This is a genomic window from Alteromonas sp. 4NH20-0104 (assembly GCF_057547795.1).
The window spans coordinates 209,296-230,219 of the sequence record NZ_BAAJLP010000001.1 but is presented as its reverse complement, the minus strand read 5'-3'; the positions used below and the strand labels follow the sequence as shown (position 1 = coordinate 230,219).

At 47.5% G+C, this 20,924-nt stretch carries 21 protein-coding genes; 6 read left to right on the top strand and 15 right to left on the bottom strand.

Translation table 11 applies throughout. The annotated features are described in order from the left end of the window. The first annotated feature begins 101 nt into the window (after window positions 1-101). From AC27IB_RS01090 to AC27IB_RS01080, 3 genes are read left to right on the top strand one after another with little or no spacing between them, the layout of a single operon-like run. Window positions 102-965 carry an HprK-related kinase A gene (locus AC27IB_RS01090; RefSeq protein ID WP_487118296.1) on the top strand — a complete coding sequence of 288 codons (864 nt, stop codon included), beginning with the start codon at window positions 102-104 and terminating at the stop codon, window positions 963-965. Further along, window positions 955-2,079, top strand: a complete 1,125-nt coding sequence (locus tag AC27IB_RS01085) for a nucleotidyltransferase domain-containing protein (protein ID WP_487118294.1) — start codon at window positions 955-957, stop codon at window positions 2,077-2,079. Before AC27IB_RS01090 ends, AC27IB_RS01085 begins: the two co-directional genes overlap by 11 nt. A gap of 30 nt (window positions 2,080-2,109) precedes the next feature. Then, window positions 2,110-3,126, top strand: a complete 1,017-nt coding sequence (locus AC27IB_RS01080) for an NAD-dependent epimerase (protein WP_487118292.1) — start codon at window positions 2,110-2,112, stop codon at window positions 3,124-3,126. A gap of 13 nt (window positions 3,127-3,139) precedes the next feature. On the opposite strand, the gene AC27IB_RS01075 is transcribed toward AC27IB_RS01080, so the two are convergent. The 4 genes from AC27IB_RS01075 to AC27IB_RS01060 all read right to left on the bottom strand — a co-directional run bounded on the left by AC27IB_RS01075 (window position 3,140) and on the right by AC27IB_RS01060 (window position 9,330). Beyond that, window positions 3,140-3,988: a patatin-like phospholipase family protein gene (locus AC27IB_RS01075; protein ID WP_487118290.1), complete on the bottom strand. Its 849-nt coding sequence runs from the start codon at window positions 3,986-3,988 to the stop codon at window positions 3,140-3,142. A gap of 166 nt (window positions 3,989-4,154) precedes the next feature. After that, window positions 4,155-6,329 (bottom strand): malate synthase G, encoded by a 2,175-nt coding sequence (locus tag AC27IB_RS01070; RefSeq protein WP_487118288.1) that lies wholly within the window; start codon window positions 6,327-6,329, stop codon window positions 4,155-4,157. Between the two features lie 172 nt (window positions 6,330-6,501). Continuing rightward, window positions 6,502-7,440 (bottom strand): LysR family transcriptional regulator, encoded by a 939-nt coding sequence (locus tag AC27IB_RS01065; RefSeq protein ID WP_487118286.1) that lies wholly within the window; start codon window positions 7,438-7,440, stop codon window positions 6,502-6,504. A gap of 297 nt (window positions 7,441-7,737) precedes the next feature. Then, entirely contained in the window at window positions 7,738-9,330 is a 1,593-nt protein-coding gene (locus AC27IB_RS01060; RefSeq protein ID WP_296052857.1) for an isocitrate lyase, read from the bottom strand. Window positions 9,331-9,575: 245 nt separating this feature from the next. Here AC27IB_RS01060 and AC27IB_RS01055 point away from each other — a divergent pair, with 245 nt between their 5' ends. Beyond that, on the top strand, window positions 9,576-10,523 hold the full coding sequence (locus tag AC27IB_RS01055) for a chemotaxis protein CheV (protein ID WP_487118283.1): 948 nt from the start codon (window positions 9,576-9,578) through the stop codon (window positions 10,521-10,523). A 152-nt stretch (window positions 10,524-10,675) separates the two neighbouring features. Then, window positions 10,676-12,103 (top strand): alkaline phosphatase, encoded by a 1,428-nt coding sequence (locus AC27IB_RS01050; protein WP_487118469.1) that lies wholly within the window; start codon window positions 10,676-10,678, stop codon window positions 12,101-12,103. A gap of 75 nt (window positions 12,104-12,178) precedes the next feature. On the opposite strand, the gene AC27IB_RS01045 is transcribed toward AC27IB_RS01050, so the two are convergent. Both AC27IB_RS01045 and AC27IB_RS01040 read right to left on the bottom strand, forming a co-directional pair. After that, complete coding sequence (locus tag AC27IB_RS01045; RefSeq protein ID WP_487118281.1) at window positions 12,179-12,625, bottom strand: hypothetical protein; 447 nt, start codon at window positions 12,623-12,625, stop codon at window positions 12,179-12,181. 59 nt (window positions 12,626-12,684) lie between these two features. After that, entirely contained in the window at window positions 12,685-13,224 is a 540-nt protein-coding gene (locus AC27IB_RS01040; RefSeq protein WP_296052863.1) for a helix-turn-helix domain-containing protein, read from the bottom strand. A 362-nt stretch (window positions 13,225-13,586) separates the two neighbouring features. On the opposite strand from AC27IB_RS01040, the gene AC27IB_RS01035 reads away from it, so the two are divergent. Beyond that, window positions 13,587-14,243 carry a spondin domain-containing protein gene (locus tag AC27IB_RS01035; protein ID WP_487118279.1) on the top strand — a complete coding sequence of 219 codons (657 nt, stop codon included), beginning with the start codon at window positions 13,587-13,589 and terminating at the stop codon, window positions 14,241-14,243. 103 nt (window positions 14,244-14,346) lie between these two features. Here the strand turns inward: AC27IB_RS01035 and AC27IB_RS01030 are convergent, their stop codons facing one another. From AC27IB_RS01030 to AC27IB_RS00990, 9 genes are all read right to left on the bottom strand, one after another. Beyond that, window positions 14,347-15,054 carry a VC0807 family protein gene (locus AC27IB_RS01030; protein ID WP_296052867.1) on the bottom strand — a complete coding sequence of 236 codons (708 nt, stop codon included), beginning with the start codon at window positions 15,052-15,054 and terminating at the stop codon, window positions 14,347-14,349. A 44-nt stretch (window positions 15,055-15,098) separates the two neighbouring features. After that, window positions 15,099-15,650 (bottom strand): rhomboid family intramembrane serine protease, encoded by a 552-nt coding sequence (locus tag AC27IB_RS01025; RefSeq protein WP_487118277.1) that lies wholly within the window; start codon window positions 15,648-15,650, stop codon window positions 15,099-15,101. Continuing rightward, window positions 15,647-16,813 (bottom strand): glutathionylspermidine synthase family protein, encoded by a 1,167-nt coding sequence (locus AC27IB_RS01020; RefSeq protein ID WP_487118275.1) that lies wholly within the window; start codon window positions 16,811-16,813, stop codon window positions 15,647-15,649. Before AC27IB_RS01020 ends, AC27IB_RS01025 begins: the two co-directional genes overlap by 4 nt. A gap of 1 nt (window position 16,814) precedes the next feature. Beyond that, window positions 16,815-17,435: a DUF1190 domain-containing protein gene (locus tag AC27IB_RS01015; protein WP_296052873.1), complete on the bottom strand. Its 621-nt coding sequence runs from the start codon at window positions 17,433-17,435 to the stop codon at window positions 16,815-16,817. A 10-nt stretch (window positions 17,436-17,445) separates the two neighbouring features. Further along, window positions 17,446-17,862 carry a DUF350 domain-containing protein gene (locus tag AC27IB_RS01010; RefSeq protein WP_296052875.1) on the bottom strand — a complete coding sequence of 139 codons (417 nt, stop codon included), beginning with the start codon at window positions 17,860-17,862 and terminating at the stop codon, window positions 17,446-17,448. Between the two features lie 15 nt (window positions 17,863-17,877). Then, window positions 17,878-18,522 carry a YjfK family protein gene (locus AC27IB_RS01005; RefSeq protein ID WP_487118272.1) on the bottom strand — a complete coding sequence of 215 codons (645 nt, stop codon included), beginning with the start codon at window positions 18,520-18,522 and terminating at the stop codon, window positions 17,878-17,880. A gap of 1 nt (window position 18,523) precedes the next feature. Continuing rightward, entirely contained in the window at window positions 18,524-19,576 is a 1,053-nt protein-coding gene (locus tag AC27IB_RS01000; protein WP_296049038.1) for a potassium channel family protein, read from the bottom strand. A 113-nt stretch (window positions 19,577-19,689) separates the two neighbouring features. Beyond that, window positions 19,690-20,370, bottom strand: coding sequence for a PspA/IM30 family protein (locus tag AC27IB_RS00995; protein WP_296049040.1), 681 nt, complete (start codon window positions 20,368-20,370; stop codon window positions 19,690-19,692). A 15-nt stretch (window positions 20,371-20,385) separates the two neighbouring features. Next, window positions 20,386-20,775 (bottom strand): DUF2170 family protein, encoded by a 390-nt coding sequence (locus tag AC27IB_RS00990; protein ID WP_296049042.1) that lies wholly within the window; start codon window positions 20,773-20,775, stop codon window positions 20,386-20,388. Between the last annotated feature and the right edge of the window lie 149 nt (window positions 20,776-20,924).

Genomic DNA, 20,924 nt, shown 5'->3' with positions numbered 1-20,924 from the left:
GCCGACGATGAAATGTCAGTTGATGAATTTATTGATCATTTTCACGATGGGCAGTTGACCATAGTTAAAGAGCTCGAAGCACGGGGTTTATTGGTACGCGTGTGAAGCCATTTTTTATCAACATGGGCCTATTCCAGGCCAAAGTAAATAACTACCCTTCTTCTATAAGCCCTGCACTTGATTTAATTTACGGTGATTGTCAGCCCAAAGAAATGTCTGATTTCAGCGTGAATCTGGCCCCAGGCAGTATTATCCGTAAATGGCTCAGGCCACAAATTGTATTTGAAAGCAATACCCGTATTCCATTCAAGCCTTTACCATTTTCACAGGCCTATGCCTTACTGGAGTGGGGACTCAACTGGTGTCTCGCTACCCATGATTTCAATCATTTACTGTTGCATTCGGCGGTACTGGTTAAAAATAACAAAGCTATTTTGTTTCCGGCATTGCCCGGCTCGGGGAAAAGTACCTTATCCTGCTGGTTAGCAATTCATGGCTGGAAGCTCTATTCGGATGAAATGGCGGTAATAAATCCGGATACCCTGACGGCTGAGCCGCTTTACCGGCCAGCCTGTATTAAAAATCAATCTATAGAGTTGGTGAAAACGTGGCAGCCTGACGCGATGGTCACAAACGTATGCAGTGATACGGCGAAAGGCGATGTTGCCCATGCTAAGTTTCAGACCTGGGCGGAATATTCAACTCTGGAGCCGGTAGAAATAGCCGGCATTATATTTCCCAAGTACGATGGCAATCTGGCAGAAGAGCAGTACTACACCATCGCTAAGTCGCAGGTTTTCGAAGAGTTATGCCAACATGCATTCAATTACCATGTATTAGGATATCAGGCATTCGATACGGTGTGGCGCTTACTTGATAAAGTCAAAGTGTTTGAAGTGCATTACAGTAACCTGAATTTTATGGATGAGTTCCTGCTCGATGAGATTGTTGGATATGGCTCATAGATTTTCCTTTGAACAACTTATCGAGGCGGTCAGGGCGCCAACACAGCTAACCCGATTATCTTTGTCTGATTGGGAGGTTTTGTTATTTGTGCTAAAAACTGCCCGCCTGGAAGCCTATTTGGCGTTTGTTTTACATGATTCAGACACATGGGACGATATCCCCACACAGGTCAGGGCGCATTTTAGCGCAGCCATGGTTTACGCTCAGCGACAAAATGATCAAGTGTTTCATGAAGGGCAGGAAATTCATGAATTGCTGATGGCTCAGGGTGTGGTGCCTGTCTTTTTAAAAGGTGCAGCTTATATTGTCGCAGCGACTAAAAATGCAAATGGCCGGCTGTGTTCTGACATTGATTTGCTGGTCAAGGAAGATGTCCTGGCAGTGAGTGAAGCGACCTTACTGAATAACTTTTGGTATCATAAATCTATCACCGATTATGATGATAAGTATTACCGTGAATATGCGCATGAAATTCCTCCGCTTTATCATCTAACCCGGGGAACGGTACTCGATCTGCACCACAACCTGTTTTTGCCTGTCAGTGGAAAAGCGCCACCATTAGAACAGTTCTGGGAGGGAGTGGTACTTCAGGAAAGCGGTCGTTACACGCTTGAGCCTGCGGCTATGTTTATGCATAGTATTATTCACCTCATGCTCAATGAGGAAGTGGTTCATGGCTTTCGGGATATGGTGGATTTAAAGTGTCTCGCAGAACAGTTTAACAGTGAGCCATTCTGGCAACGGGTTGAGCAGTTGGCCATTGAAAGCCATTTTGAAACGGAGCTTACAGTGGTTTTAACGCTGCTGAACACCTGGTTTGACGGTAATTACCCCGTGCTTCAGCCAGTCGGCAGATCACAACGCACTAAGCTAAAGTGGCTGACGCGAATTTATAAATACGCTTTGATACCGGACCATCCTGCTTTACACTCAGTCAGGTCTGGTGTTGCCAGGTTTATGGTGTTTGTGCGCGGGCACAGTATTAAAATGCCGTTTACTGTACTAGTGAAACATTTTTCGATTAAACTCTGGCTGGGTTTTCGAAACTGGTTACGTGGTGACGCTACGGCAGACTCTAAACCCGTCGATTTAGGCGCCGCCTTCAAGCGCTAAGTCGAAATCTACTATCAAGCGGAGAATTACATGAAAGTTCTGGTCACCGGCGCTGCCGGGTTTATTGGTTCAGCGGTAAGCCGATACCTGGCAAAGCGTGGGGATGATGTTGTCGGTATCGACAACATAAATGACTATTACGATGTGAATTTAAAGTATGGCCGCCTTGAACAGCTTGAATCAGCGGAGTTCGAGGGCAGTTTTCGTTTTCAAAAGATGGGCGTTGAAGAGCGTGATGTATGCGCCGAACTGTTTGCCAGTGAGAAGTTTGATCGCGTTGTGCATCTGGCCGCTCAGGCTGGTGTTCGCTATTCCATAGAAAATCCGCATGCCTATGTTGACGCCAACCTGGTTGGCTTTATGAATATCCTCGAAGGTTGCCGACATAATCAGGTCGAACATTTGGTTTATGCTTCATCAAGCTCAGTATACGGTGCCAACGAAACCATGCCGTTCTCAGAACAACATAACGTTGATCATCCCGTAAGCCTTTACGCAGCCAGTAAAAAAGCCAATGAATTGATGGCTCATACCTACAGTCACTTGTATGGACTGCCCACTACCGGGTTACGTTTTTTTACGGTTTATGGCCCCTGGGGCAGACCGGACATGGCATTATTTAAGTTTACCAAGGCCATTCTGGCCGGTGAGACTATTCAGGTTTATAACTACGGTAATCATCATCGCGACTTTACTTACATCGACGATATTGTGGAAGGCATTATCCGTACACTGGATCGTCCCGCTCAGTCTGATGAAAGCTGGCAGGGGACACAGCCCAATCCTGCCACCAGTAAAGCCCCCTGGCGGGTCTATAATATCGGCGCCCAAAATCCGGTAAATCTGCTTAAGTTTATCGAAACGTTGGAACAGGCTCTGGGAATGACAGCCAATAAAGAGTTACTCCCGATGCAACCTGGCGATGTGCCCGATACTTATGCCGATGTGGAGAGTCTGGTAAACGATACCGGCTATCGTCCATCAGTTGGCATTGAGCACGGTATTGGTGAATTTGTTAAATGGTATCGTACATACTATAACGTTTAGCCTTTACCCCGGTCTAAGTGGCGCTCGGCTGAGGGATCGTTAACTTGCTCAGTTTTATCGGTAAAAAGTTCATTGCGGTTTCGTAGCCTTGTTTATACAGTGCCAGCTTATCTTCGCAAGACATATCAAAGTCTACCGAAGAAGCGGCCCCCGTATTGATGACCAGAGTATTATGCCAGTGTTCAGCGTGCACATATTCACGCGACAGGGCGGTCATGAAGGTGCGAATTAGCATGCCGATGTACTGAGGCAACATAAACCGGCGTTTCGGGTTAAACGGCTGTTCACGGGCTTCACTGCGGAGTCGAAAGCAGATATTAGGTGTGCCGTCCTGTTGCCAGTCCCTGAATAACGCATCTTCAGATAATATTGCACCATCGACGAGTAAGTGTTGTTCATACACCGTGTAACTGAATAAAAGCGGAATAGACATAGAACAGCGCACGGCATGCGAAACCTTCATATTCGGGCTGGTTTCCTTGCTGAATATCACCGGGCCACCACCGTTCACGTCTGTGGCCAGAATATGCAGCGGAATAGGGGCTTCACTAAACGTCATCCCATCAAGTTGCTGATCCATCCATTGTTCAAATTTTATTCCGGATGAGAGTCCGCCATGGCGCAGCAGTCTGAGTATTGAAAAGTCCCGAAACTGTCGGAAATCCGTATGTACCGCTAAATCGTACAATGCTTTGTTAGTCATTCCATAGCTGTGCAATGAAGCCACTATGGAGCCTCCTGAAATCCCCACCAGTGAATTAAAATTAACGTCTAACTCGTTTAGTGCTTTCAGGATACCAATATGGGCGAGCAGTCGGGTGCCGCCGCCGGAGAAAATGGGCACGATTTGTTGTGTTGCCATAGTTTCTTCAAAAAAATTCTGATGTTATTAGCATATACCAATTTACTAATAACGCTGGATTTTTAACCTTTCAAAAATAAATTAAACCTGCCCAGGGCTATTCACTGGCTTGAAATAAAAAAAGCAGGCCTCAGGCCTGCTTTACGCATAAGAAGCGAGGTAATGCTTAACGGTTTCGCAGTGCCGCTTTCATTTCCTTGCGCTTTTGATGCAATAAAGGCTCAGTATAACCACTTGGCTGTTCCTTACCCTTAAAGATCAGTTCACTAGCCGCCTGGAAGCCGATGGAGCTGGCGGTATCCGGCGTCATCGCGATATATTCCTGATCGTTAGCGTTTTGCTCATCAACCAGTTTAGCCATGCGCTCCAGAGAAGCTTTCACCATTTCCTCTGAGATAATATCGTGAGCCAGCCAGTTGGCCAGATGTTGGCTGGAGATCCGCAGTGTTGCACGGTCTTCCATTAAGCCCACATCATTGATATCAGGTACTTTGGAGCAACCAACGCCCTGGTGAACCCAGCGTACAACATAGCCGAGAATACCCTGAACGTTATTGTCTACTTCGCGCTGAATTTGTTGCTCTGTCAGCGATGATGGCTCTTCCAGCAATGGCAGCGTGATGATGTCATCAATCCCATCAAAGCGCTCGCTGGCGAGCGCTTTTTGCAAACCGAACACGTCTACCTGATGGTAGTGAAGCGCGTGCAGCGTTGCCGCAGTCGGGGAGGGGACCCAGGCCGTATTGGCGCCCGATTTAGGGTGACCAATTTTAGCTTCCATCATTTGCGCCATTTGATCCGGAATCGGCCACATCCCTTTACCAATCTGGGCTTTACCAGATAGACCACAGGCCAGACCGGTACTTACATTGGCTTTCTCGTAGGCCTGAATCCACTTCATTGTTTTCAGACTGGCTTTATCCGCAAAGGGGCCTGCCAGCATAGAGGTATGAATTTCATCACCAGTGCGATCCAAAAAGCCAGTGTTAATAAACACAGTGCGCTGCTTAGCCGCTGCAATACAGGCTTTCAGGTTTACGCTGGTGCGGCGTTCTTCATCCATAATACCCATTTTCAGGGTAAATGGCTCAAGGCCAATCACGTCTTCAATACGGCCGAATAACGCGTTACTGAATGCGACTTCGTCCGGACCATGCATCTTGGGTTTTACGATATAGATACTGCCGGTACGGGTGTTTTTGAATTCACCGTTACCGAGTACGTCATGCTTGGCTATCAGTGAGGTGATTACCCCATCCATAATGCCTTCAGGTACTTCCTCACCGTCGAACAAAATGGCGTCGTTGGTCATCAGGTGCCCTACATTACGCACAAACATCAGACTGCGGCCCGACAACGCTAAATTGGCGCCAGTTGGTGAGGTGTATTCCCGGTCCGGGTTCATTTTACGTTCAAAGGAACTCTCACCCTTTTTCATTTCGATACTCAGGGTGCCTTTCATCAGGCCAAGCCAATTTGAATAGACCAGCGTTTTGTCTTCAGCATCTACCGCGGCAACAGAGTCTTCACAGTCCATAATGGTGGTTAGGGCTGCTTCAACCAGAATATCCTTCACACCCGCCGGGTCGGTTTTTCCGATCGGATGAGAGTTGTCTATCTGGATTTCAAAATGTAATCCGTTGTGCACAAATAACAATGCTGTAGGTGCATCAGCTGAGCCTTGATAGCCTTGCCATTGTGTGCTGTCAGCCAGAGTGGCGACATCACCGTCAGCTAATTTTACAGCTATTTTATTGCCATCGATGGCGTAGCCAACAGCTTGTTGATGACTGCCGGTGGATAATGGCAGCATGGTATTGAGCCATTCCCGGGCAGTTTGAATTACCTTTTCACCACGAACCGGATTAAAGGTTTTTGAGATCTCAGCGCCGCCGTCTGTACTGATAACGTCAGTGCCGTACAGTGCATCATAAAGGCTGCCCCAGCGCGCATTGGCTGCGTTAAGTGCATAGCGTGCATTGTTAATTGGGACTACCAGTTGCGGACCAGCCATAGTGGCCATTTCAGCATCCACATTGGCGGTTTCAATGGCGAAGTTCTCAGGCTCTGGCTGTAAGTAGCCAATTTCCTGCAAAAACAGTTTGTACTGTGGGCCGGTTGGAGAATTACCTGCTTTGTGATAATCATCTATTTGGGCCTGTAGTTCGTCACGCGTGGCGAGTAACGCCTTATTCTGACCGACAAACTCAGCCAGAATGGCTTCGAACCCTTGCCAGAAACCATCTTTCTCAACGCCGGAGCCAGGTAATGCTTGCTCATTGATAAACTTGTCTAAAATCGTCGCAACCTGCATACGGCCGCGCTGAATATAATCCTGCATAGAAGTCCCCTGTCTACGGTTAGTAGCCCTCAGTCTAGAGGGATGCGAGGTAAATTTTTAGTTTATGGTTTTTATTGCTGTCATAAGCGGTGTGAATGTGCTCGGCTTAATACAGGCTGCTTACCGGCATAGCACCAGTGAGCAGCTCAAAGCGGGGGATGGATTTGATGAACTATTGCATCTCGGCCGCTACGTCACCGATCAGGCGGCGCAGCCAGATATGGCCGGCATCATGATGAAGCAGTGCACTCCATGCCATTTTCAGAGCGATTGGTGGAATATCGAAAGGGGGTTCACGCAATACGATGTCCGGATCATCAGTAAAGATCTTTGCTGCTTTGCTGGGAAGCGTCGCTATAAGGCTTTGGCGTTTAGCAATTTGTAAGGCGGCGTGATAGTGACGGGTGAATACCCGAATATCACGTTGCTTACCTATTTTGGTCAGTTCTGCGTCTACCCAGCCCAGCTTTTGCACTTCATTCGGGTCGATGCCTACGCCCACTCCGAAACCGGTTTTACTGACCCAAATATGCTGGGCTTTCAGGTAGGTCTCCAGATCGTAGTGGCTGGCCAGCGGGTGCTTCTTATTCATCACGCAGGCAAAGTTATCGTACCAAATCACTTTTTGGTGAAAGGATAGGGGCAATTCATCAAAACGGTTAATGGCCATATCGACTTTCCCCTGCTCCACATCGTGGAAGGTCACGTCGCTGGGGGTAATTAAGTCCAGGGTAATGTTCGGTGCGCAGTCCGCCAGTTTGCCAAGCAATTCTAACAGTAAGGTGGATTCGGCATAGTCACTGGTCATTATTCGAAATGTCCGTGCGCTGGTGGCCGGGTTAAAATCGGTTTCCGGTTGAATTGAACTTTCCAGTTTACTGAGTACGTCACGAATGACAGGTTGAAGTTCCAGAGCGCGTTTAGTAGGGGTCATGCCATCACTGGTGCGCACCAGCAGGGGATCTTTAAACAAGTCTCGCAGCCGTTTCAGGCCATTACTCATTGCTGGCTGCGTGATGCTCAGTTGATTTGCTGCGCGGGTAACACTGCCTTCTCGCAAAAGGACATCCAAATATACCAATAAATTCAAATCAACCTTTGCAATATTCATAACTGTAATAGCCTGTATTAGTTTTATTAAACGCCGCTATTATACTCATAGTCTCAGTGCTTGTCAGATAGGCCTTTGGTCGTAGTGCTTTATTGCTTTTTGCCGTTAACTAAATGATTTAATTAGTTAATGTTGGTGTTTTGATATGCGAATGCTTTTTGTGAATGATTTAAAATAAATAATTATGGTGAATAAAACCGATAAAACGACTATTTTTTAAGTTCGCATGGTCATAAAAAAAGCCTCCCGAAGGAGGCTTAACACGAATCGACTTGTTTCAGTTGGGAATGAGTCGAATTAGTCGAACTGGTTCATGGTGTTGTCTTTACCACTGGCTTTCAGGGCTTGCTCACCAGAGAAGTACTCTTTGTGAGTATCACCTAAGTCAGAACCGGCCATTGCCTGGTGTTTAACACAAGCCAGACCCTGACGGATTTCCTGACGCTGTACACCTTTAACGTAGGCCAGCATGCCTTCTTCACCAAAGTAACCTTTAGCCAGGTTGTCGGTAGACAGTGCCGCTGTGTGGTAAGTTGGCAGCGTGATTAAGTGGTGGAAGATACCCGCTTCGCGTGCACCATCAGCCTGGAAGCTTTGGATCTTCGCATCCGCTTCGGCTGCTAACTCTGTCTCGTCGTACTCAACAGACATCAGGTTAGCGCGGTCGTAAGCTGACACGTCTTTACCGGCTTCTGACCATGCATCAAATATTTGCTGACGGAAGCTCAGTGTCCAGTTGAAAGATGGCGAGTTGTTGTAAACCAGCTTGGCATTCGGAACCACTTCACGGATTTGGTCAACCATGTCACCAATTTGGCGAACGTGAGGTTTCTCAGTTTCAATCCACAGCAGGTCAGCGCCGTTTTGCAGGCTGGTGATACAGTCAAGTACACAACGCGCTACACCGGTATCAGGTTTGAAGCGGAACAGGCCGTTAGGCAAACGCTCAGGCTTAACCAGTTCACCATTTTGCTTCAGTACCAGGTCACCTTCGTTCAGGTCGGCTACTGAGTTAACCGGGGTAGTTTGCAGGAATGCGTTGTACTGAGAAGCCAGGTCGCCTTCGCTGGTAGAGACCGGGATCTTCTGCGTCAGGCCAGCACCTAATGAGTCAGTACGGGCAACGATTACACCGTCGTCAACACCCAGCTCTAAGAAGGCATAACGCACTGCGTTGATTTTGGCCAGGAAGTCTTCGTGGGGAACAGTAACTTTACCGTCCTGGTGACCACACTGTTTGGCATCAGATACCTGGTTTTCAATTTGGATACAGCACGCACCCGCTTCAATCATCTTCTTAGCCAGCAGGTAAGTGGCTTCTTCGTTACCGAAACCGGCGTCGATGTCGGCAATGATTGGCACAACGTGTGTTTCGTAGTTGTCGATTTGCGCCTGGATAGCCGCTACATCGCCACCGTTTGCTTTAGCAGCGTCTAACTGCTTGAACAGGTCACCCAGTTCACGTGCGTCAGCCTGACGCAGGAAGGTGTATAGTTCTTCGATTAATGAGGCAACTGAGGTTTTCTCGTGCATTGACTGATCCGGCAGTGGGCCGAACTCAGAACGCAGTGCGGCAACCATCCAGCCAGACAGATAAAGATAGCTCTTACTGGTAGTGCCCTGATGTTTCTTCACGGACAGCATTTTTTGCTGACCAACAAACCCGTGCCAGCAACCTAAAGATTGCGTGTATTGAGTACTGTCTGCATCGTACTCGGCCATGTCCTGACGCATAATTTTGGCAGTATACTTAGCAACATCTAAACCGGTTTTGAAGCGGTTTTGAACAACCATACGTGCAGCAAAATCTGGACTGATGGCATCCCAAGTACCGTTATATTGACTCTTAAGCGTGGCAACCTGATCGATTGCATTTTGGTATTCTGACATGACTGTCTCTCCTTCCCGAAAATAGAATGAATCTTTTGCTGATAACACCCTTGGGTTGTCATCGACTTCCATTCCATCCTAGAGCGGTCGGCTCAATAACAGAAATATATAATCCTCATTATCGTAATAACTCTTATGAATGTTTGTTGGTGAAATTCTAAACAGCGTGATTACTAAGGATTTTCCGCGCAAAATGTACAAAAAAATTCTATTATTAGGAAAAGATAGTCGTTAGGCCATAAATCATGAGTGAAATACTTTCGTCAGTTGATCAGCGGACCAAGCTAGTGGGGGAGAACCGCCTGGAGTTATTGTTATTCAGGTTGGGCACCCGTCATACCTATGCGATCAATGTTTTTAAAGTGAAAGAAGTGATCACCGTGCCTAAGCTGAATATGATGCCCGGTACGCATGGGAATCTCAGAGGCGTAACCCTCTATCGCGGGCTGACTATTCCAGTGATTGATTTACGCCAGGCAATAAGAATGCGGGCGCTTGACAATGACACCGCGGCCACAGAGCGTAACGTGATCATTACCGAATATAACCGTTCCGTGCAGGGGTTTTTAATTGGCAATGTGGAGAGTATTGTTAATACCTCTTGGGAAGATATTCAGCCACCCCCGAAATCTATTGGTAAGTCTAATTTTCTAACCGCCATCACTCAAATTGATATTCAGGGTAAGCGAGAGTTAGTCGAGATTATCGATGTGGAAAAAGTGCTTGCTGAAATCATTGAATATGATGTCTCAATCTCTGAAGAAGTCCTCGATCATGAGGTTGTCGATCATCTTAAAGGTCGTAAAGTCCTGATCGTGGATGACTCATCAACAGCCAGAAAGCAAATCCGCGATACGCTCGAACAGCTCGGTTTACATATCCTCGAATGCCATAACGGTGCAGAGGCGTTAGGGTTACTCAAGGAATGGGCTGATTTAGGCAAAACCGTTACCGATGAAATATTAATGATGTTCACTGATGCCGAAATGCCGGAAATGGACGGCTACCGTTTAACCGCCGAAGTTCGGGCAGACCCTCGGATGGCACATTTGTTTATTGCCCTGAATACTTCTCTGAGCGGCAGCTTTAATCAGGCCATGGTTGAAAAAGTGGGTTGTAACCGCTTTATTTCAAAATTCCAGCCAGACATGTTGGTGGAGGTGGTTCAACAACGAATGCGAGAGTTGCTCTAGAGACAGGGCCATGGCATGGGCAACTGCTGAGTATAACGGTATAATTAGCCTCCAGATTTAATCAACCTGTTGTTCTTACATCTTATCGGTTTTTCATGCGGATGTAAGATAGCAGCGTTACACTGCGATATTAAGAATATAAAAAGGAACCTATCGTGCGACAGAAATTGCTTGTGGCAGTGGCCGCAACGTTTGCGTTGTCGGCTTGCGTTAATACTGCCGATACCGTATCCACCACAGAAAAACAAACCCCATCGACGCCGAAAAATATCATTATGATTGTCTCGGATGGCATGGGACCAGCCTATACCACTGCCTATCGTAATTTTCGTGACAACCCTGCAACACCCGCAGTGGAAAAGGTCGTGTTAGACGATATCTTTGTTGGAAACGCGAGTACCTATCCTGATAAGGTCTCCGGCTATGTGACAGACTCTGCAGCTTCGGCTACGGCACTGGCTTCAGGCGTGAAAAGCTATAATGGTGCGATTGGCGTCGATAAAGATAAAAAACCGGTGACGTCTGTCTTACAGCGAGCAAAGCAGCTGGGCATGCGCACGGGCGTTGCCGTCACATCGCAAATTGTGCACGCCACACCAGCCTCTTATGTGGCGCACAATGAAAGCCGGCAGAATTATAATGAACTGGCCGATAGCTTTTTTGACGATCGTATCAATGGTCAGTTTGTTGCTGATGTGATGCTGGGCGGTGGCACCCGCTATTTCGAGCGCGAAGACCGCAATGTCACCGCTGAATTTATCGATGCTGGCTATGCTTATGTGGATACTTACAACAAACTGGCCACGCTGCCTGCCGGCGAAAAAGTGCTGGGACTCTTTGCCGAAGTAGGCCTGCCATGGGCACTCGATGACCTGCGTAAAAATCGTCTGGCTTATCTTACTGAGCATGCGATCAAGCATTTAGAAAACGATAAGGGCTTCTTTCTGCTGGTGGAAGCCAGCCAGGTTGACTGGGCAGGTCATTCTAATGATGTTGCCGCAGCGATGGCAGAAATGCACGACCTGAATCTTGCTCTGGAGTATCTGGTTAGCTATGTGGAAGAGCATCCGGATACGCTGGTGGTTCTCACTGCAGATCACAGTACCGGGGGGTTAACTATTGGTGCGCGCGGCGAATATCGCTGGGCACCTGAATGGCTGCAAAACCTCAAGCAATCGCCAGCAACCATTTCCCAGAATATAACCGAGGTGGACTCACCTTTAGTGTATGTTAGTGACGCACTGGGCTTTGAACTAAACGAAAAAGAATCACAACAGGTAGTAGAGCTCGCAAAACAGGACGACCTTAAAGCACGATTCGCTGGTATTAAGGCCTTACTCGATATCCGCTCAAATACAGGCTGGACCACCACCGGTCATACGGGGGTCGATGTGGAAGTTTTTGCTTTCGGGGCGGGGAGTCGCCAGTTTTACGGTCAGTACGACAATACCGACATCGCTAAAAAGCTCTTCGGCTTGTTGCCAAAAATGACATCAGCGGTCAAAGCTGAGGCAACCACACCGGTTCCTAAAAAAGAAAAAAGCCAGTGCGACTTTGAAACCGACTGGCGCTGCGAGTAATTCATCGCTATTTCAGAGATTAATCTTTGAACCATTAAAAATGACGAACAGTTCCCTGTTCGTCATTTATCTTTATTAGCACGCCCCGTGCGAGATGTTATCGTGTTTCTTATTCGTATTTGCTAATGCTAGCCAAGCGCCCAGTAAGCATAAAGGGACAGGTGCGAGTAGTTTGGCAGCTTGTTGAATAATGTGGTGCTCGGGATGTAGAAAAATGCCTAAGATGCCATACAGGATTAGCACTCCGGCAAAATACATAGCATGTTTATAGCCGTCGCTGCCCGTGCGCCGGGTAATAAAATAGGCACAAATTACCGCCATCGTACTGCCAATAATCATAGAGCCGACCGTCAACAGGTTTGACTGCGCTGCCATGTCGATTAAATGTTGTTGCGAGTAGGCCGAGGTATCAATACCGGATTGCCAGAATACCGACAGCACCACGGCCAGAATGACAGTAGTAACAACATAGATCAAAAATGCAATAACTAACGATTTTACGCTGAGTGGTTGAGTGTTCATCTTTCTTCCTTCTACGGCAAAGCGCGCAGCAATACGGCAATCTGCCTGTTAATGGTGGTTTAAAGTAAAGATGAGCCAAGCCCGTATTTTTTCTTCAGGCGGGTATGCTTAAAGAAAAAAACGATAGCGGAAAAGACCAGCGCAATGGAAACCGTATTTTTTAACAGCTGAAATGTGGATTCATCAATGCGTTGTTCGCCAAAGGCGCTAAAAATACCGTAAAAACCGAACAGGTGACTGGCGAGTACAATCCAAAATGCGATATGTAACTTCCTGATTTCCAGCTTGCCTTGTTCAGTTTGCAGGGACTTATTGTGGTCATTTTCAATCGACGAGGGAGCAGAGATTGCTTCCTCGTCGGGTTGCGGAGAGTCGGGTGCAGGATTGTCCGTTAACGCGTTGTCGGCAAACAGTTCTGTAATGGCAATATCAAACACGGCGCCAAGGCATTTTATGCTCTCTTGAGACGCGACTGATTTAGCCTCAATTCTCTGCACTGTTCTTAAACTCAACCCCGCCATGTCAGCGAGCTGTTGCTGAGACCAGCAGCGGCTTTCCCTGAGTTGTTTAAGTTTATCTGCGTTAATTTTCAATTGCATTTGAGGGTCTCCGTTGGCTCGATTACAAGCTAACAGAAGTCCCCCTGATCCCTGACGAAATTCACCCGTAACGACTACGTTACCAGTACGACACCTGGTGTCAACTTACTATTTTAGTTGGTTTTTTCTTTTTGCGTATGGCGGTAATAAAAATCAGTTTACTGCACATTTCGGGTAACCGGATGTTGCCTGAAGTCATGAGGACCAGCCAGGCTGATGGAAATTTGACCGTGATAGTTTCGTGATACTTCCGTGATTAAGGTGTGAAACAAAGCTTCTAATCTACTGCTTTGTGGATGTAGGAGTCGATGCAGTTTCAGGCTAAACAACCCAACCTATTGACTAATACGGAGAGAAAGAAAATGAAAAAAATACTGTTTTCATTAGTGGTTCCTGCAGTACTGACATTTACCCCCCCGGCGATGGCTGGGGCAAAAACTTATGAGGTCACGATCCAGAATGTGACGTCCGGTATCAGTTTTACGCCTTTTTTAGTTGCCACGCACAACAAGAGAGTGAGCCTGTTTGAACTGGGCGCACCTGCCTCCCTGGCTTTGGGCAACGTTGCTGAAGGCGGTGATACCGCAGCTCTACAGGCAGAGCTGGATGCGTCGGGTGGCGTTTATCAAACTACTAATTCCGCTGGACTGTTAGGGCCGGGTGAGTCAGTCACGGTTTCTATCGATGCGCGTGGGGGCAAGAATAAGCTCAGCCTGGTTTCAATGTTGCTGCCAACCAATGATAACATCGTCGCCGTGCAGGCCGCAGAGTTACCGTCGGCGGTAAGGTCTGAAACAACGGTAATGGCAATGGCATACGATGCTGGTACCGAAACAAATTCTGAGGAATGCGCGTTTATTCCCGGACCTGACTGTGGTGGAGAAGCCTTTTCGGATACCGATTTAGGCGAGGGATATGTCTTTCCTTCGGCGGGGATCCACGGAGAAGCCGATCTGGCTCAATCGGTCTATGACTGGCAAGGCCCGGTGGCCGTTGTAACCATAAAGCGTGTGTACTAAAGCAGTGTAAACCCTGTCGCGCAGTGCGATTGCCGGGTGTGGTTCTAAACCAGCAAGAGCTAGGTTAAAGTCATACCCGGTCTTAAAATCATCAGGTTGTTGATTACTGATTGATGAACATCTCAATGTCTTCGCCGGTGATCTTGCCAATCTGGCTGAACAGATACCATAGCGCAGCAATCAACAACACCATGGAAGGGATAACAATTACCGGATAACTCAGCGCCGTCATGCGGCCCAGTTCTTCAGTGTATGCGGTGGTGCCAGGTTCGCTGACCAGGATCACTTTGGCCAGAATGTAATTAAGGGTCGAGGATAAGAAAAATGAGCCGGCAACAATGTAAGAGCAATGACGGATTTTTTCTTTAAACAGTGGCTGCTTGTTTTGTTGATCCAGCACTTCGTTTAATTTTGGCCAGTTGATAATCTGATCATTCAGAATGAGCATTTTAACCAGGGGTTTCTCTGTTGCCTGCGTTACCAGCACCGCAATGCCTATCAGGGCCGGAATAGCCGCTTCTTTTATGGCAATATATTCCGCCGGTAATTTTAATAAGCTGATCCCACCGGTCAGTAACACACTGACAATCCCCAGCACGGAAAACCCATTCACTTTGCCGCTTTGTTTTAAATCCCATAAGCCATAGCCCAGCGGGAAAGTCAGTGCTGCCACAATACTCCAGGCCGGGCCCAGATAGTCTTCGGAACTGGCATAACTCATTAATACAACGGGAATAACAATATTAAATGCCAGATTCGGCAGAAACCCCTGATTCTGAGGTTTAGCGGTTGACTGGGAGGTGTCTGACATAAGGTAACTTCTTTATTGAATAGAAAAGGCTCAATGCCCGCATGTTAAGAGGATTTTGCCCATAAATGTGCACTCAATAAGCCCATGACAAAGCCAAACAAGTGATATTCAAATGAGACAAAACGCTGTAAGGGCAACACTCCGAATATCATACCGCCATATAGCACGGCTATCACTACCGAAATAATCAATAAATGTAACTTTTTGCTATAAAAGCCACCCAGAATCAAAAAACCGAGATAACCGTAAACAATGCCACTGGCGCCAATATGCATGGCATTGCGACCCAATAACCACACCAGCAGCCCTGCACCCAGCCAGATGAGTAGGGTAGATTTTATAAAAGTCATCTTACCCCATTGCATACTCAGCCACATAAACAGCAATAGGGGCAGAAAGTTACTGGCGAAATGCGTCAGGTTTGCGTGTAACCACGGGGCCAGGAAAATCCCCGGCAGGTTGCCTGGAGCGCGAGGGCGAATGCCAAATTGATTTAACCAGTTCGAGAGTATTAGATTAATGATCTCGGTTCCCAGTAATCCAAGAGCGAGTACGCCTAAAATTTTGAGCTGTTGGGATAAAGTAAACTGTCTCATAAAATAATGTGTGGCAAGTAGCGCGACAGGTCCTGAGTAATAAGTGAACGATCTTCCCGGATTGAGATTCCGGCAGGTAAATCATCTATCAGCCAGCTCCCGATTAAGACATACTGTTCGCCATAGCGGGGCAGGGGATGGTATTGCTGCAGGATAAACCCTTCTTCACCATATGGCCCCTCAGATAGGGTAGTTGGGGAGTCATCATCGTTAAGTAACGATATGTTAGCGCCCTCGCGGGAAAATAATGGTTTTTTAATCCATTGTCCGCCGCTGGCCCGGTTTTTATCTGTTTCAAAAAACGCTGGCAATAAGTTAGGGTGATTCGTGAACTCCTGCCATAATAACGGCAATAATGCCTTATTAGACAAAACTGATTTCCAGGCAGGTTCCAGCCAGCCCACATCGGCAGCGACAAGGGCATCACCAAACTCTTCCCGAAGCATGAACTCCCACGGGTATAATTTAAAAGCATGGGTGATGGCCTGGTCGTCTAAATCAGTGAAATAGCCGGTATCGCTAAGACCAATCTCTTCTATAAAGAGAAACGGCGCGTCTATGCCCGCGGCGCTGGCGCAGTCCTGCAAATATTGCACGGTACCGCGATCTTCAACTGAGTCTTCGCAACAGCTAAAATGAATGCGCTGATAGCCATATTGTTGTCGCAGTTGCTCAAAGCGATAGACCAGTTTTTCCTGCAAAGAATTAAACTGGTCAGCATGGCGGGCAATCTTGCCAGCATCCACCAGATTTTCCAGCCATAGCCATTGCCAGAAGCCGGTTTCGTACAGAGAAGTGGGGGTATCTGCATTGTTTTCTAACAGCTTGGCCGGTGACTGACCGTCATACACCAGATCCAGCCGTGAATAAAGAGACGGCTGTTTTTCACGCCAGCTGGTGGCGACTAAATCCCAGTGTTGCTGCGGGATCTGGCATTGTGTAAGCAGGGCTTCAGAATTGACGACCTTATCCACCACATGCAAACACATTTGATGTAATTCTGCACTGGGATCTTCAATGTCCTGCTCTATTTGCGGTAAGGTAAACTGATAGTAAGCACTTTCATCCCAGTAGGGCTCGCCATACATCGTGTGAAAGTGAAAACCATATTCAGCCGCTAACTGTTGCCAGTTGTGCCGCGGCTGACTGGCCATCCTGAACATATTAGCCGCCCCAGCCCTTGGACTTACTGCCTGAACTGCCCCAACTGGATTTAGCCCGAACGGAGCTGCCAAAACCGCCGCGCTTTATAGTTCGGTTAACCGTTGGTTTTTTCTCAAACACAGACGACGGAGCGTTATAGGATCGTCTTCTGATATCACCATCAAACACATAGCCATTTGAGGTAACCCACCGCGAACGAAACGGCGAATAAGGAGAAAATGAAGTATATAAAGGCTGCGAGTAATAAGGGCGCGGTTGCAATAACTGGCTAACCATATAACCGGCCATAAAGGGCATAAAAAAGCTACCAGAAGAGTTTTGCACATACTGACAGCGGTCATTACCAAACTCATATTCGCAATCGTTTTGCGAATTAAATTTTGGCGCGGTGCGATTATGCTCTTGCAGCGCCGACTCGTAAGCTGCGAGGCATTGTCCGGTTGCTTCCGGGTTGTCCTGCTGGCAATCTTCAGGAGTCACATAAATATTCGATTGTTCCCGGCTGCCGCCACAAGCCGATAGCATAATACCGGCTACGCCAACGGCCAATGGCTTCAGGGCAAACGCCTTACGGAGTTGGTGAAGGTGAATACTTTTAGAACGTTTTTGTGAATGGCTCATCGCAAAACTCCTAATAAGTCATGCAAGCGGCGTTCAAAATACCCACGGCAATCGACATGGCAGCAAGCATGATACCGGCAGAGACTTCATTGTTGTTAATTCGCTCAGCAATTTTCGGCATAAAGCTAAAGCGCAACAATGCAAATGCCAGGCTTTGAGCTATTACCGCTACTACACCCCAAAGCGTGAAATCGATTAGCCCGAGTGAATTTGATGCGGCGCTCGCCAGCGCCAGGCTGAAGCCTACCATTGCCCCGCCAAAGCCAATTGCCGCGGCCACGTTTTTTTCCTGTTTTACTAATTTCCATTCGTCGTGGGGCGTCACCATGGCGTACACCACTTTGAAAATGAAAAGGTAAATAATGGAGACCGCAAAATACAGCGCGAAGTTTAAAAGTCCGGCCATCGACTGAGTAATCATTTCCATGTGTGTTCCTTATTGTTAGCCGTTTATGCGAATGTCGGAAGGGTGAATATCAAAACCCGTACTGATCACTAAACACCGATCAGCATTCGAACCTACGATTTTCTCTTCACCTGCGACCAGCAGGGATTCTGTTCTGTCGTTATCTATTTCACGTTCGTAAAGCATCATAAACTGATCAGTCTCACTGACATCACCGTCTTCTTCCCAGGTTTTCTCGGTCACGGCTACCGGCGGTGATTCTTCGCCCACGGCATCCCATACGCGATTAAAGCTATGGCCTTCCAGCTCATAGGTGGGGCATGAAATCTGTTGGTTGAGGCATTGTTGCCACTGAGACTGATTGCCAATGGTAGTGGTGGAGTAGAAATACCAGAGCTTCACATCAGTTATGTGATTTTCGCTCATGCCCCCATCTAGCACCACCTGCAAAAAAGCATCGTCATCGGTATAAAAACGCAGTAGCGTGCCACCACTGTCAAGTTCTGCCTGTCCCACCGCCTGAATCAAATGCTGGCTGGCAGCGCCTTCTATACACAGTTGTGGCGTGAGTAGTTTGAGCTTAAGCGCATCCAGTTCAAAGGAGCCGCCTAAGTACAGACCCATCACCTCCGGTGCGGCAGGCTTTTTGGGGGAATCTGATTTAAACCATTTTTTAAACATATCACTGCTCCGTGAGCGCATTCCAGTTAATATCGGTAATGCGGGCTTTGGCGATATAATAAAGTTTATCCTGCGGTGATATAACCGTTTTCAGTGCGGGGTTGAGTGTAACGGACTGGCCGCGTTCAGCGCCGGCACAACCTATTAAGGTGGCATCATACTGACGTTTAAACGCCATAAATAAGGTTTGGTAGCTCACCGGCTCAACCGAGTGGGGAATAGTCAGAGAAAATTGTGCCTGGCCATCGTCATCCACGCTTAATAAATCGTGGTGCAGCGTGCTGGAACCGGGGTCAAAAGCGGCTTTGGCGAGCATTTCAACCGCAACGCTGGGTGTACATTCTACCTGTGGGCAGTGCATCTGCAGCAGCCGGACCAGACTTTCATCATTAAAATAAGCAACCTGATGGGCCGACGGATTCTTTTGGGCACAATATAGCGCGGTGGTCATGGTTAAGTCGTCTTCGGGATTATCAATAAGAATGGTGGAGGCCGCGCTGATACAGGCTTTGTCCATGTCTTCATCTTTATTAAACGATTCCACCCGAACGAATTCTATACTACCGGGCATGGGATTGGTAATGTCGGCTCTGACACAAAGCACGATGTCGGGCTTTTCAGCCAGGGACTGACGTTCCTGCAGGAGTAGTTTGAGTAGTAGTAACGTGCGTTGTTCATTCCAGCCAATGACCAGAATATGGTTGCTAACATCAAGACTGGATAACCCCATAATACCTTTTCTCCATTGATTTCCCACAAAGGCGGCAACCCGGCCTACAATCATCGCAAAGATACTTAATCCCAGCGGAATCACATACAGTGCAACAATCAGTTTACCGGCGGAGGTTTGCGGTGAGAGATCGCCGTAGCCTACCGTAGAGCCGGTCACTGCGAGCCAGTAGATAAAGTCTACGCTTTCGGTCAGCGCCTGTTCATCAAATGCGTACAGCAGTAACCAGGATGATAATGCATAGAACAGCGTGGCCAGGACTATGGTGTACCATCTCGATTCAGCAAAATAGTTAAGCATTACGCGTCGGATTTTTATCCACATAATGGCGCCACTGGCAATCCTTGTTATTTATGTGCTTCCATCTTCGCAAAAAAACAGCGGTTAGTACAAGTACCCGCCTTAGGCAGACCCGAGTCTTAACCGCTTGATTTTATTTACTTGCCTAAAATGCGTGCCAGCTCATCGTCGGCCGAACTCTGGCCGCCTTTGATACCTGCCGCTGCCAGGCGCTTCTCTAAATCGTCAGACGATTCCGATGAAGCCAGTTCTTCCGCTGCTTCCAGCTCCGCGGTGCGCATTTTCTGCTTTTCCTGAATCCGCGACAGTGATTCAGTCGCCGTCTTCATTTTGCTGTTTGCGCCCATATGACGCGAAGATACCGCAACCTGAGCCTTTTGCACGCTTTCAGTCGCTTTAACCATATCAACCTGTTGCTCTAAGCGACGTAGGTTGGCTTTGGCTTGCTGAATGTTTTTGGCCAGCTGCTTTTCAGATGCATTAAACTGATCCAGATACTGTTGTTCCTGGTCGCGCTCGGCTTTTAAATCACTTACCTTGCGTGCGCAGTCCAATGCCAGTTCGCGATCATTGTCTATTGCCTTACGGGCGTGAGCTTCATACTCTTCAATCGACTGGTTAAATCCATCGACCTTTTGTTGAGACAGTTTGCACTTCGCCAGAATTTGAGTACGGGCATGATCAGATTTGCGCAACTCTTCCTTTGCTTCCCGAATTTCCTGTTCAAGAATTCTGATTGCCTGACTATCTACCACTGACTGGGCCGCTTCGTTGGCACCACCTTTCACTGCTGTGATCAGTTTTTTCCAAACAGACATAAATTTCTCCTTAAATTACTTCAAATGTGACTCATAAGCGTCAAGGAAAGCAGCCACGTTCTGGAATAACGTAGTGACTTCAATTTGAATACTCTCTGCTTTGGATTGCGCACTTAGCGCGCCAAATGCGGTGTAGTATTCCTCTCCATTAACGTTGGATATGGCCACTGTTGTGAGTGGGAAAAGCATGTGAGTTGACAGAATATCGTGGTCCAGAGCAGCTTTGTCGGCAACCTGCGATGCGTTAAACAGTAAACTCTCAACGATAATTTGTTCACCGCTGATTGCCAGCCAGGCATCCAGCCCGTCCTGATTTGCAATCAGTAAACATTCTTTTTCGCGGGTGACGACCAGGTCATCCATGTTTTTAAACAGGGCCTCAAGTTGTTCAAGATCCCATTCCATACTATATCTCCTTACCGAATCAGCTAAATGCCGTTAACTCTAGTCAGATTTACTACACTGTTGCAACGACTTTGCGTTAATTTGCGTTAATTAGTGCAACAAAGTGTGACTAAACCGATAGTCTGTTGTGTTCTCATTGCCCGTTCAGA

What these genes read in the sequence shown, in the direction of transcription:
- AC27IB_RS01085 (WP_487118294.1), top strand. Translation starts at nt 955, where the DNA reads ATGGCTCATAGATTTTCCTTTGAACAACTTATCGAGGCGGTCAGGGCG.
- AC27IB_RS01080 (WP_487118292.1), top strand. Translation starts at nt 2,110, where the DNA reads ATGAAAGTTCTGGTCACCGGCGCTGCCGGGTTTATTGGTTCAGCGGTA.
- AC27IB_RS01075 (WP_487118290.1), bottom strand. Translation starts at nt 3,988, where the DNA reads ATGGCAACACAACAAATCGTGCCCATTTTCTCCGGCGGCGGCACCCGA.
- AC27IB_RS01070 (WP_487118288.1), bottom strand. Translation starts at nt 6,329, where the DNA reads ATGCAGGATTATATTCAGCGCGGCCGTATGCAGGTTGCGACGATTTTA.
- AC27IB_RS01065 (WP_487118286.1), bottom strand. Translation starts at nt 7,440, where the DNA reads ATGAATATTGCAAAGGTTGATTTGAATTTATTGGTATATTTGGATGTC.
- AC27IB_RS01060 (WP_296052857.1), bottom strand. Translation starts at nt 9,330, where the DNA reads ATGTCAGAATACCAAAATGCAATCGATCAGGTTGCCACGCTTAAGAGT.
- AC27IB_RS01055 (WP_487118283.1), top strand. Translation starts at nt 9,576, where the DNA reads ATGAGTGAAATACTTTCGTCAGTTGATCAGCGGACCAAGCTAGTGGGG.
- AC27IB_RS01045 (WP_487118281.1), bottom strand. Translation starts at nt 12,625, where the DNA reads ATGAACACTCAACCACTCAGCGTAAAATCGTTAGTTATTGCATTTTTG.
- AC27IB_RS01040 (WP_296052863.1), bottom strand. Translation starts at nt 13,224, where the DNA reads ATGCAATTGAAAATTAACGCAGATAAACTTAAACAACTCAGGGAAAGC.
- AC27IB_RS01035 (WP_487118279.1), top strand. Translation starts at nt 13,587, where the DNA reads ATGAAAAAAATACTGTTTTCATTAGTGGTTCCTGCAGTACTGACATTT.
- AC27IB_RS01030 (WP_296052867.1), bottom strand. Translation starts at nt 15,054, where the DNA reads ATGTCAGACACCTCCCAGTCAACCGCTAAACCTCAGAATCAGGGGTTT.
- AC27IB_RS01025 (WP_487118277.1), bottom strand. Translation starts at nt 15,650, where the DNA reads ATGAGACAGTTTACTTTATCCCAACAGCTCAAAATTTTAGGCGTACTC.
- AC27IB_RS01020 (WP_487118275.1), bottom strand. Translation starts at nt 16,813, where the DNA reads ATGTTCAGGATGGCCAGTCAGCCGCGGCACAACTGGCAACAGTTAGCG.
- AC27IB_RS01015 (WP_296052873.1), bottom strand. Translation starts at nt 17,435, where the DNA reads ATGAGCCATTCACAAAAACGTTCTAAAAGTATTCACCTTCACCAACTC.
- AC27IB_RS01010 (WP_296052875.1), bottom strand. Translation starts at nt 17,862, where the DNA reads ATGGAAATGATTACTCAGTCGATGGCCGGACTTTTAAACTTCGCGCTG.
- AC27IB_RS01005 (WP_487118272.1), bottom strand. Translation starts at nt 18,522, where the DNA reads ATGTTTAAAAAATGGTTTAAATCAGATTCCCCCAAAAAGCCTGCCGCA.
- AC27IB_RS01000 (WP_296049038.1), bottom strand. Translation starts at nt 19,576, where the DNA reads ATGTGGATAAAAATCCGACGCGTAATGCTTAACTATTTTGCTGAATCG.
- AC27IB_RS00995 (WP_296049040.1), bottom strand. Translation starts at nt 20,370, where the DNA reads ATGTCTGTTTGGAAAAAACTGATCACAGCAGTGAAAGGTGGTGCCAAC.
- AC27IB_RS00990 (WP_296049042.1), bottom strand. Translation starts at nt 20,775, where the DNA reads ATGGAATGGGATCTTGAACAACTTGAGGCCCTGTTTAAAAACATGGAT.